The sequence below is a fragment of the Brenneria populi genome (assembly GCF_036016195.1).
Lineage (GTDB): Bacteria > Pseudomonadota > Gammaproteobacteria > Enterobacterales > Enterobacteriaceae > Brenneria > Brenneria populi.
The window spans coordinates 212,813-224,524 of the sequence record NZ_JAYWTM010000006.1; the positions used below are offsets into that span (position 1 = coordinate 212,813).

The window sequence follows — 11,712 nt, forward strand, 5'->3', positions numbered from 1 at the left end:
TCATTGGGGTTGAGAGGCGGCGCGCAGGCCGGCGGGGCGCATATCGAGCCAGTGTTTTTCAATATATTCAATGCATGCCGCGCGCGAGTCCGGTCCGTATTCGCTTTCCCAGCCTGCCGGCGGCGCGGCGAACGCGGGCCATAGGCTGTACTGCCGCTGTGGGTTGATCAGCACAAAAAAGGTAAGGCTGTCATCATCAAAAGGGTTCAACTGCTCCTGACTCATCACGTTCACCTGCCAGTTTATGGTTTGTTGGTGTCATGCCCGCCGGACCATAGCCAGCGGCATCCGTCAATTAATCCGCCGCGCCAGCACAGGGCGTCGTGCCCGCCGTCATATACCCGGTAGTTCACCCGGTGGCCGGCGGCAAGCAGCGCCTGATGCATTTGTTGATTCACCGCGACGATATCGCTTTCCCGGCTGCCGGCTTCCTGAAAGATAGTCAGCGGTCTTTGGCCCGCGCGCTGACGAACCTGCTGCGTCAGCCAGCCGCTGTTATGGTCCCGATCCCCGGAGCCATGGGTAAGCAGATGCAGATGCGGCCACCAGAATGAACCCGACTGGGTAAGCACCCGGCCAAAGCGCTGCGGCCAAAACAGGCCGGCGTAAAGCGCGGACAATCCGCCGTAGCTCTGTCCCGCCACCACGGTGCTCTCGGGATCGTCGCTGAAAACGGCGTATTGCGCCGCCAGAGGCAATAGCTCCGCCTGTAGCGCCACCCAGAACTCTTCATCGCAGGTCAGCTCCCGTTCGCGGTGCGCCATGTCGATAACGTCGATAAACAGCCATACCGCCGGCGGCAGGGTGCCGTCGGCCGTTGCCGCGTCCAGCGCGGAAAACAGCGGGAGCTGCCGCGCCCATTTTTGGCCGTCCAGCACGATTGCCAGCGGACGCGGCGTCTTCGTCTCGCTGACGCCGGAGGTATACAGCCAGATGCGTCGCCGGTTTCCCAGACGGTCGCTTTGCCACGGGAAAAGCCGCAGCCGTCGCGGATCCGGTTGCGCCGCTGTGCCGCTGTCCCACTGTCGCCATGCCTGCTGAGCGGGCGCGGCGGGCATATGCGCGGCGGACAGAAAGTCTCCCCAGTGGGTGCTATAGGGCTTCAACGGATTGAGCGGATCGGCGATGGCGTAGGCAAACAGTGAACACCACCACTCCCGCTGTTGACGGCCGCGCTGCTCCTCGTCGCCGTGGAATTCCGGCGGCAGCCGCTCGCGGGTGATGGGAATGAGGTTGTAGCTGCCGCGCCATTGCGCCGCGATATTCAGCGACCAGAACCAGACATCGGTGCCGGGCAGCCGCCGCAGGCTTTGCGGCGTAGGGCTGTGGTGATCGGTAATGCCATTGATATCGATATAGACGCGCTGAATGGCGGAACGGCGTTCATCCCCGGCGGGATCGCGCCAGAAAAAGGTCACGCCGACCTGATCGTCATCCACGGTTTCCACGAGCGGCGTGCCGGCGAGGGCTATCTGCCGCCACCAGGAATCGCTCCCCGCCGACGCCGACGAAAGCAGCGCGGAGGCGGTACCAGGTGGTTGTTTTTTAATCATTAAAACCTCTCAGTGTGCCCCATTACATTTGTATTTCTTACCTTTCATTGCATAGACGATGATGTAATACGATTGCTTTACGTTTATTTAAGTTAACGCGAATAATATTGAGATTTATTTACATTTGCAATAATATGTCGATCTCCCAGCCCGTCGAGAGGACGTTAATATTTAGTTAATTTATTGTTTTTAATCATGATATTTTGCGAAAAAACCGGTTGCTGACCAGGAGCGAGAAGGTGTGTTTCGGCCTTTGCGGTGGCTAAACAAACGCCAATCATCTTGGGCTAATTTACGACAAGGCTGTTTTCTGGGGGATGATTCCATGTTTAAAACGACAAAAAAATCGTTAGCTTATCTCATTAATTTCTCTGTTGATAATCACCGTTGCCCGCTGGTCATGAGCTCGACTTTGCTGATATCGTCGCTGGCCTGCGCCGCCGTTGCCAATGCGGCGACGGCCGACGACGGCGACACCATCGTCGTGACGGCCTCCGATGCGGAAAGCGTTACCGCGCCGCTGCAAGGCATCGTCGCTAAAGCAAGCGCCGCCGGCACTAAGAGCAGCACGCCGTTAATCAAAACCCCGCAAACCATTAGCGTCGTTACGCGCGATCAAATGGATGCTCAGGCGGTTTCCTCGGTCTCGGACGCATTGAGCTATTCCAGCGGCGCCTTTACCAACTATCGCGGATCTTCCAACCGCAATGACGAAGTGGTGGCGCGCGGTTTTCGCTTTGCGCCTAAATTTCTGGACGGCCTGAGCTATGGTTTGGGCAGTCAGGGAAGCACCATCGGGAAAATCGATCCCTGGCTGCTTGAGCGGGTGGAGCTGGTGCACGGGCCGGCATCGGTGCTGTACGGTCAGGTCAACCCCGGCGGCTTGGTCAGTATGACCAGCAAACGCCCGACGGCGCAGAATATCCGCAAGGTGAAACTGAGCGCCGGCAATCAGCATCTGGGCGAAGCGGCGTTCGACTTCGGCGGCGCGCTGAATGAAGACCAGAGCCTGCTTTATCGCCTCAACGGCATTGCCAGCACCAAACACGAGTTCGTCAAGGATTACAAACAAGAGCGCATCGCCATCGCCCCGGCGCTGACCTGGCTGCCTAACCCCGACACCAGTTTTACCCTGCTGACCAGTTACCAGAATGATCCCGAGGCGGGATTCCGCAACTTTCTGCCCGCTTACGGTACGGCGCTGGGCACCAGCGCCGGCTACCTTCCTTATGATCTGAACGTCAGCGATCCCAACTACCATCAGTCGAAGCGCGAGCAGGCCTCCATCGGCTATATCTTCGATCACTCGTTCAACGACATATTTTCCTTCCAGCAGAATTTCCGCTACTCCCAGTCGGATCAGAAGTATAAGTATCTGGTGTACACCACCGGCGGCAGCGCCACCGACACCACGATCTCCCGCCGCCAGCAGCGGGAAGAGACCAAACTCGACGAATTGGGCGTGGATAACCAACTGCAGGCCAAGTTCGCCACCGGCGACGTCTCTCATACCGCCATCGGCGGACTCGACTACAAGTGGCAGAAAAATGATTACAACTATTGGCGCAACGGCGGCAGCCAATACGACTTCGACTGGACCAATCCATCCTATGGCGGTTCTTATCTGGTGGACGACAGCGCGCTGAGCCTGACCACCAGTACGGTGAAAAAGCTCGATCAGGTGGGCGTTTATCTGCAAGACCAGATGGAGTGGAACAACTGGAATCTGCTGTTATCCGGCCGCCATGACTGGAGTGAGGTCCGCACCCAGGATCGCACTCAAAACACCATCGAACAGCAGAACGACGACAAGTCCACCGGCCGCGCCGCCCTGTTATACGCGTTTGATAACGGCATTTCCCCCTATATCAGCTACAGCACCTCGTTCGAGCCGAATCTGGATAGCGGCGCGCCTGGTTCCGCGCCCTTTAATCCGACCACCGGCGCTCAGAAAGAGGTGGGCGTGAAATTCCAGCCAAAGGGCAGCAATACGCTGTTGACGCTGTCGCTGTTCGATATCACTCAGGAAAATATTACCACTTACAACAATGCGCTCGGCTACAACGAACAGATCGGCGAAGTGCGCTCCAAAGGGCTGGAAACGGAAATCCACTCCCAGCCGATACCGGAAATCAGCCTGATGGCCGCCTATACCTACATCGACGCCGAGACGACGGAAAGCGCCAGCACCTCCAGCCCCGCGGGCAAGACGCCGGCGGCTATTCCGCAGCATAGCGCATCCGCCTGGGGCAGTTACAGTTTCCTGAGCGGCGCGCTGAAGGGCTTTACCGTCGGCGCCGGCGTGCGCTATATCGGCACCAGCTACGGCGATAATAAGGAAAGTTTTACGGTTCCGGCTTATACCCTGTACGACGCGATGGCGCGCTACGATCTGGGCGAAGCCTCGTCGCGGCTGAAGGGCGCGGAGGTGCAGCTTAACGTCAGCAATCTTACCGATAAGCACTATGTCTCTTCCTGTAGTGGCACAACGGCCTGCTTCTACGGCGTAGGCCGCAGCATTATCGCCAGCGTCAGCTATAGCTGGTGATATCTGGCGTACAGAGCGGGCGGCATCGCCCGCTATTCGGCAACCGCGGCCCAAAGACGTTTGCGTCAGCGCCCCCTTATTAACAGAAATGATAATCCAATCATCAGGTTATTATTCAATGAACATAAGGAATATCTCTTGTCCACGCTATCTGTCCCCTCTCCACATCCGGATATCAGCGAACTGCGTAACGACGATTTTCTTTTTCTGTCGCCGGGCAAAAGTCTGCATGCGCGCGGGCGTTACGCGGCGCTGAACGGCCCGGCGGAGAGCGGCGCGGCGCTTGACGGCGATTTTCAGCAGCGGCTGCGTCAGCTTTTCGCCCGCGCGCGGCGCGATGGGATAGAGAATCCGCTGATCGTCGGGGCTATCCCGTTTGATAAAAGAGAGCCCGCCAGCCTGTTTATCCCCGCTGTGAGCCGCTGGTTTTCGCGTGACGCCCTGGCGGATATGACGCCGCAAGAGGCGCCGCTGCGGATCCGCCAGCGGCATCAGGTTCCCGACCGCGACGTTTTCTGCCGGATGGTGTCCGCCGCGGTCCGCGCCACCCGCGACGGCGCGCTGAATAAAGTGGTGCTTGCGCGTCTGCTGGAGATTGAGATCGATCGTCCGCTGAATTCCATGCGTCTGCTGCTGCTGCTCAATCGGCAAAACCCCGGCAGTTACAATTTCCACGTGCCGCTGGCGCAGGGCGCGCTGCTGGGGGCCAGCCCGGAGCTGCTGCTGCGCAAGCGGGGCGGGGCGATCGTCTCGCAGCCGCTGGCCGGCTCGGCCCGCCGCAGCGACGATCCGGCGGAAAACCGCCGCCTGCAGCAGTCGTTGATGCATTCGGATAAAGATCGCCATGAACACCGGTTGGTCATCGATGCGATGCGGCAGACGTTGGCTTCCCGCTGCCGCGCTCTGCAGATACCGGAAACGCCCTCGCTGCTCGCGACGCCCGTGCTGTGGCATCTGGCGAGCGAAATTACCGGCGAGGTCGGCGATGCGCGGGAAAATGCGCTCTCTATGGCCTGTCTTCTGCATCCGACCCCGGCGCTGTGCGGTTCGCCGTTTCAGGCGGCGCGTTCCTTAATCGCCTCTCTCGAACCCTTCGAACGCGGGCTGTTCGGCGGCATCGTCGGCTGGTGCGATGCGCGCGGCGACGGCGAGTGGGTGGTCACCATCCGCTGCGGCGAAGTGCGCGGCGAGCGGGTGACGCTGTTCGCCGGCGCCGGCATCGTGCCGGATTCTCAGCCGGTTGGCGAATGGAATGAAACCGGCGTGAAGCTGAGCACGATGCTCAACGCTTTTGGGATAAACCCCGATGGGGAGAGCGGCGTATGATCGTTGAATTCAACCGCTGGCCCGCCGCGCTGGAGCAGCGCTATCGCCAACGCGGCTATTGGATCGATCGGCCGCTGGGCGAAATCCTCAGCCGCCACCGGGACAGCGACGCGCTGGCGCTGATCGACGGCGAGCGCCGGTTTAGCTATCGCCAGCTTAACCAGGGCGTGAACCGGCTGGCGGGCGCGCTGGCGCGTCGCGGCGTGCGGCGCGGGCAAACGGCGCTGGTGCAGCTGGGCAATTGCGCCGAATTTTATCTCACCTATTTCGCGCTGCTGCGCATTGGCGCGGTGCCGGTGAATGCGCTGTTCAATCATCAGCGCAGCGAGCTGAGCGCCTATGCGCGGCAAATCGCGCCGGCGCTGCTGATCGCCGACCGGCGGCATGCGCTGTTTGGCGACGATGCGTTTATCGCGGCGTTGCGCCAGGAGCACCCGGCTTTACGCCTGGTAATACTGCGCGGCGACGATAATCCCGAGCATGATTTGCTCCATCTGCTGCAGGAAAGCGGGGAGGAGAGCGCCCCTTCGCCGACGCCGCCGGATGAGGTGGCGTTCTTCCAACTCTCCGGCGGCAGCACCGGCACGCCGAAACTGATTCCCCGCACCCACAACGATTACTACTACAGTATCCGCGCCAGCGTGGAGATTTGTCGTTTCGACGCGCAAACCCGCTATCTGTGCGCCCTACCGGCCGCCCACAACTATCCGCTGAGTTCGCCGGGCGCGCTGGGCGCGTTCTATGCCGGGGGCACGGTGGTGATGGCCGACGACCCCAGCGCGACCTGCTGTTTCCCGCTGATTGAACGCCATCGGATTAACGTTGCCGCGCTGGTGCCGCCGGCGGTGACGCTATGGCTGGAAGCGGTCGCTCTGGCCGGGCGGCGCGGGGAGTTGCAAAGCCTGACGTTGTTACAGGTCGGCGGCGCGCGGCTGAGCGAGGCGCTGGCGCGGCGCATTCCCGCCGAACTCGGATGCCGGCTCCAGCAGGTGTTCGGCATGGCGGAAGGGCTGGTGAACTACACCCGGCTGGACGACGACGAAGAGACGATTTTCGCCACCCAGGGGCGCCCCATCAGCGCGGACGACGAAATCTGGGTGGCCGATGCCGAGGGGAACGCCCTGCCGTGCGGGGAGGTCGGACGTCTGATGACCCGAGGCCCCTATACCTTTCGCGGTTATTACCGCAGCCCGCAGCATAACCGGCAGTCGTTCGACGCGCAGGGCTTCTACTGCTCCGGCGATCTGGTGATCCAGCGCCAGGACGGCTGCCTGCAGGTGGTGGGTCGGGAGAAAGATCAGATTAACCGCGGCGGCGAAAAGATTGCCGCCGAGGAGATTGAAAACCTGCTGTTGCGTCATCCTCAAGTGATCAACGCCGCGCTGGTGGCGATCCCCGATGCGCTGATGGGGGAAAAAAGCTGCGCTTTCGTCGTTTGCCGCGAGGCGATCAAATCCGTGGCGCTGCGCCGTCATCTGCGCGCGCAGGGCATTGCCGATTATAAACTGCCGGATCGTTTCGCCCGCCTGCCCGCGCTGCCGGAAACCCCGGTGGGTAAAGTTGATAAACAGCGGTTGCGTCAGATGGCGCAGCAGCTTATCTCGCAGGAGAGTCACCCATGAGTATTCCCAAACTGCATAGCTACCCGCTGCCGTCGGCGGACATGCTGCCCGACAACAAGGTGAGCTGGCCGCTGGATACGGCGCGCGCCGCGTTGCTGATCCATGATATGCAAGACTATTTTGTTAATTTCTGGGATGAGGGCAGCCCGCTGCTTGCCCAGCTCGTCGGCAATATTACGCGCCTGAAGGCATTTTGCCGTCGGCACGATATTCCGGTGTTTTACACCGCGCAGCCGAATAATCAGAGCGCCGCCGACCGGGCGTTGCTGAACGATATGTGGGGGCCGGGGCTGAATCACCACCCCGAGCAGCAGCAGATCATCGGCGCTCTGACGCCGGAGAGCGCGGACTGCGTGCTGGTGAAATGGCGCTACAGCGCTTTTCTGCGCACCGACCTGGAACAACGGCTGCGCGCCGCCGGTCGCGATCAGCTGATTATATGCGGCGTTTATGCCCATATCGGCTGCCTTACCACGGCGAACGATGCGTTTATGCGCGATATCAAGCCCTTTATGGCGGCGGACGCGCTGGCCGATTTTTCGCTGGAAGACCATATGATGGCGCTGCGCTATAGCGCCGGCAACTGCGCCCGGGTCGTCGCCACCGACCAGTTGATCGCGACCGGGAGCGCGGCGCCAGGGTATGATATCTCCCGTCTGCGCGCGGAGCTGCTGCCGCTGCTTGACGATGACTGCGGCGAGGTGGGGGATGACGAAAATCTGCTGGATTACGGGCTGGACTCGGTGCGCATCATGTCGCTGGCGGCTCGCTGGCGTAAGCAGGGCCACGATGTGGATTTCGTGGCGCTGGTAAAAACCCCGACCGTCAACCACTGGCTCGGCCTGCTGACGCGGCCGCAGCGGGAGGCGCTATGAGCATCGGTCTGGATTTTACCGGTAGGCAGGTGTGGATTAGCGGCGCCGGGCGCGGCATCGGCTATGAAACGGCCTGTCGCTTCGCTCAGGCGGGCGCCGAGGTGACGGGGTTCGATCTGGCGTTCCCGGATACGGCGCTGCCCTTTACGCCCTGCCTGCTGGATATCCGCGACGCCACCGCCGTGGCCGAGCGTTGCGGCGCGCTGCTGGCGCGCACGCCGCGGCTGGATGTGCTGGTCAACGGCGCTGGCGTTCTGCGCATGGGCGCGACGGAAAAACTCGATCGCCAGGATTGGCAGGATTGTCTGACGGTCAACGCTGGCGGCGTATTCAACCTGCTGCAGGCGACGATCCCGCAGTTTCAGCGCCAGCGCGGCGGGGCGATAGTCACGGTGGCGTCCAACGCCGCGCACGTTCCGCGCGTGGGCATGGCCGCCTACTGCGCCTCCAAAGCGGCGGCGCGCAGCCTGTGTCTGAGCGCCGGGCTTGAGCTGGCGCCGTATGGCGTGCGCTGCAATCTGATCTCGCCAGGTTCGACCGATACCCCGATGCTGCGCGGCATGTGGTCGTCGCCGGCGGGCGAACGGTCCACTATCGACGGCTTTCCCGAACGCTTTAAGCTGGGCATTCCGTTGGGAAAAATCGCCCGTCCGCAGGATATCGCCGACGCCATTTTGTTTATGGCGTCCGATCTCGCCGGTCATATTACGCTACAGGATATCGTTATCGACGGGGGCGCCACGCTGGGCGCCTGAGTCTCCTCGGGCGCCCAGCTTTCGCCGGCACCCTCTTCGACCGGTCCGGCGCCGCGCCGCTTTCAGTCACTGATTGTGTCTGGTCGCCAAATCAGGGAAAATACCCGCCATTATTCGTAATATCGTGCGCTAAGCCTAGGTTTGGCCGCCCCGGCATTACGGTTTACTTGCTACTATTTGCGTTTTGCCTGACGCCGACATCGCCGTGATTTGATGCCGACGCCGGGCGGACTAACAGAAGAAAACTGAACATCATGTCTCCAAGTGAATACGCCCGCGAAGTCTCGAAAAGAAGAACTTTCGCCATTATTTCCCACCCTGATGCCGCCCAGCCTTTCAACGCTTAAAACCACCTTTCATTGCACACCACAATCACATCTCTACGTACTGAATTTAAAGGCTTTTTGTCTATTTCTCGTTTCTTTGCTTTTCAATGATGTTCAAACGTAACCTCGGAAAGTGTGTACAAACTTGAGTACAAATCACCATATTTACCGTTTTTAGCCAAATTCCATGACACAAACCTAGCTGTAGGCCTTGTGGTTACTGGGTTCTGGCCAAAACTTACCTATATTTTTTATGCGAAAAATCGAGAAATGATGGTAAGACGTTCGCGATTATCTCTAATTGTTTGCCGGTTGAGTTGGTTACCGGTTTTTTCCTGCTGTCCTAAAAGTTCATTTGTATGGACCTGATCTTCTGAACAAATCATGCATCTTTCTGACCATCAACAAATGATGAATCAGGTGATGATAGCTTTACATTGATTTTCAGGAGAATGCAGATGACAGCAGTAGCTCACCAAGTAACCCCTTTTCTAACGTCTTACGAAGTTATGGCTCGTTACCACATTAGCTATACGACGCTCTGGCGAAGAATAAAAGATGGCAGCTTGCCGCAACCTCGTATCAACCGAAATACACGAAACAAGCTGTGGCACATTGAAGACTTGGAGGAGTATGAGAATAGTGAAGTTTGAGCAGGGTTTAAAGCGTTAAGGGCAAAGCACCGCCCTTAACCTCTTAACAATATTATTCGTTGATGTTGTCAGGCTTGTCGTGATTTGGATTGTTTCGGGCGTACTCCACACCATTACGCTGGTAAATGTGCGTGTCTGGATGTTTACCTTCCTTAACTTCACGAACCAGTGTTTTTCGACTTACTTCGCCGCGCCCTGTAATTGTGTAGCTATCATTTCCACCATTTTTACCGCCATTGCCGTTGATACTTGAACCTTTCGCCATTTGGAATCCTCAATAAATTGAATCTAACTGGAGGTGCATTCAAGAACAGCAATGGAACCCAAGGTTTCACTTCCTAAAGCACTACAAATTAAATGTGGTTTCAAACTGAAAAACTCAAGCGTTCAGGCTGAAAAATGACCAGATTAAACCCTGATGATAGCTATGCGGCTTAAGCCTAGTTTTAAAGCGACCAGTCAAAAAACAACATTGAGAAGGTTTTTGACGTGGTCACAATAAGGAATCCCAATCTCCTGGGTATCGGTAGCGACAAATTCTTACTGTCCGAAACGCCAGTTGAATGGAAAGCCTGTCGGCTCGATGATGGTTTCTAGCTGTTGATACCAAACGTCGTAAGCATGACGCATTTCATCCAGGTACTGATATTGGTTGTAGATAGCATCCAACCCTTTTTTGCTGTGGCCAATCATCAACTCGGCAACTTCTTGCGTCGTGATGGCAGACATTCGCGTTCGCATCGTTCTGCGAAGATCATGCATAGACCAGTGTTCCATCTCAATACCAAGCGACCTGCGAGCCCAGATTTTCACATTGTTAGGAATAGTGGTATCAAAGCCATTTGTGGCAAGCTCTTCTTGTCCGTTCGCGGGAAACAAGTAAGTTGATTTGCTCATCTGCATCGCTAGTTCAATCAGCTCAATAGCAGGCCTTATCAATGGCCGCATGATCGGCGCTCCAATTTTCTCACCTTGTTTGCGGATCTCTATGGGCACTGTCCACATTGCAGATTGCAAGTCAAAGTGATGCTTTTCAGCTTGAATGAGTTCGCCCTTGCGACCGCCCAATAGCAGAAGCAGTTTTATGTAGATGCGATTCTTCTCAGTGATTTTTGACTCATGCAAATAGCGCCAAAGTATCCTGATCTCGTTGTCATTTAGCACCCGAGTTCGTTTGCCTTTCTTACCGCCAACCTTTTTTGCTGTGATCCCAGCGGCAGCGTTAATTTCCAAAATCTGTTCATCTATCAGCCAGTCATAAAACTTATGCAGCACAGACACCAGACGTTCTGTGTTTGAAGGGGACGACTCCGAAACCTCACGAAGACAGTTTCTTAAGGACAATTCAGTGATGTCAGTTAATGGATACTTGCCAAGTCGGGGCAGCAAATATATTTCACTGCTGCGTTTTTGGTAGTGCCACGTTTTCTCCTTTAGCCCTTGCTTACCGGCAGAGTCTATCCAGTCTCGAAAAATCGATTCGAAGCTTTGATTGGCAGAATACTTGGCCCGTTCCTGCTGTAGGTAGAGCTTGGGGTTTCTGCCCTGGTCGAGTACCGCCCTTAACCTATCCAGCTCATTCCTGGCTTCAGCAAGTTTCATAAGTGGGTAAGTACCTATGTCTACCCGCTGTTGCTTGCCATCGAAACGATAACGAAACTGAAAAACAATTTTGCCCTTGGGCGATACCCGAGCACTTAGCCCGTCTCGGTCAGCTTTTACTACGGTTTCTTTTGCTTCTTTATTTAACCTGGCATCGAGCCAGCTAACTGATAACGCCATGTTATAAGCCCAGCCCTAGTTTTGATTTTAATGATTGTTTACGTGATTCTGCTTTGGGTTCTGGCGCTGTACTCACAGAAGTCATTTCAACTTCTGGTGCATGGCCATCCACCGGTACAGATGTCGTGGATAGATTGGGTTGGCTCATGTGAATTAAGCCAAAGGTGGCCAGCATCCGCAGACGCTCAGCGCGTTCCCGTGGCGGCGTCTTTTCTAATTCTTTGAGCAGTTCAGGGTGGCTCCCTGGGGGAATGTTGACGACAACTCTCATG

Annotated in this window: 10 protein-coding genes and 1 pseudogene; 6 read left to right on the forward strand and 5 right to left on the reverse strand. The window is 57.3% G+C overall.

What is annotated here, in order from left to right:
- Positions 1-225: an MbtH family protein gene (locus tag VSX58_RS08440; protein ID WP_327617695.1), complete on the reverse strand. Its 225-nt coding sequence runs from the start codon at positions 223-225 to the stop codon at positions 1-3.
- A 17-nt stretch (positions 226-242) separates the two neighbouring features.
- A complete protein-coding gene (gene fes, locus VSX58_RS08445) occupies positions 243-1,553 on the reverse strand; it encodes an enterochelin esterase (protein WP_327617696.1) in 1,311 nt (436 codons plus the stop codon).
- A gap of 325 nt (positions 1,554-1,878) precedes the next feature.
- On the opposite strand from fes, the gene VSX58_RS08450 reads away from it, so the two are divergent.
- The 6 genes and pseudogenes from VSX58_RS08450 to VSX58_RS22505 all read left to right on the forward strand — a co-directional run.
- Positions 1,879-4,101, forward strand: a complete 2,223-nt coding sequence (locus tag VSX58_RS08450; protein WP_327617697.1) for a TonB-dependent siderophore receptor — start codon at positions 1,879-1,881, stop codon at positions 4,099-4,101.
- A gap of 138 nt (positions 4,102-4,239) precedes the next feature.
- A complete protein-coding gene (locus VSX58_RS08455; protein ID WP_327617699.1) occupies positions 4,240-5,427 on the forward strand; it encodes an isochorismate synthase in 1,188 nt (395 codons plus the stop codon).
- The gene (locus VSX58_RS08460; protein WP_327617700.1) at positions 5,424-7,049 is read left to right on the forward strand and encodes a (2,3-dihydroxybenzoyl)adenylate synthase; all 1,626 of its coding nucleotides are present in this window, start codon (positions 5,424-5,426) and stop codon (positions 7,047-7,049) included. Before VSX58_RS08455 ends, VSX58_RS08460 begins: the two co-directional genes overlap by 4 nt.
- The gene (locus tag VSX58_RS08465; RefSeq protein WP_327617701.1) at positions 7,046-7,924 is read left to right on the forward strand and encodes an isochorismatase; all 879 of its coding nucleotides are present in this window, start codon (positions 7,046-7,048) and stop codon (positions 7,922-7,924) included. Before VSX58_RS08460 ends, VSX58_RS08465 begins: the two co-directional genes overlap by 4 nt.
- Positions 7,921-8,679 carry a 2,3-dihydro-2,3-dihydroxybenzoate dehydrogenase gene (dhbA, locus tag VSX58_RS08470; protein WP_327617702.1) on the forward strand — a complete coding sequence of 253 codons (759 nt, stop codon included), beginning with the start codon at positions 7,921-7,923 and terminating at the stop codon, positions 8,677-8,679. The genes VSX58_RS08465 and dhbA overlap by 4 nt, the downstream gene beginning before the upstream one ends.
- A gap of 254 nt (positions 8,680-8,933) precedes the next feature.
- Positions 8,934-9,011: pseudogene (locus VSX58_RS22505) on the forward strand (GTP-binding protein); the annotation flags it as partial.
- A gap of 699 nt (positions 9,012-9,710) precedes the next feature.
- On the opposite strand, the gene VSX58_RS08480 reads toward VSX58_RS22505, so the two are convergent.
- The 3 genes from VSX58_RS08480 to VSX58_RS08490 all read right to left on the reverse strand — a co-directional run bounded on the left by VSX58_RS08480 (position 9,711) and on the right by VSX58_RS08490 (position 11,711).
- On the reverse strand, positions 9,711-9,923 hold the full coding sequence (locus VSX58_RS08480) for a hypothetical protein (protein WP_023584020.1): 213 nt from the start codon (positions 9,921-9,923) through the stop codon (positions 9,711-9,713).
- A 275-nt stretch (positions 9,924-10,198) separates the two neighbouring features.
- Positions 10,199-11,440: a tyrosine-type recombinase/integrase gene (locus tag VSX58_RS08485; RefSeq protein ID WP_327617703.1), complete on the reverse strand. Its 1,242-nt coding sequence runs from the start codon at positions 11,438-11,440 to the stop codon at positions 10,199-10,201.
- Between the two features lies 1 nt (position 11,441).
- A complete protein-coding gene (locus tag VSX58_RS08490; RefSeq protein ID WP_327617704.1) occupies positions 11,442-11,711 on the reverse strand; it encodes a hypothetical protein in 270 nt (89 codons plus the stop codon).
- Position 11,712 lies beyond the last annotated feature (1 nt).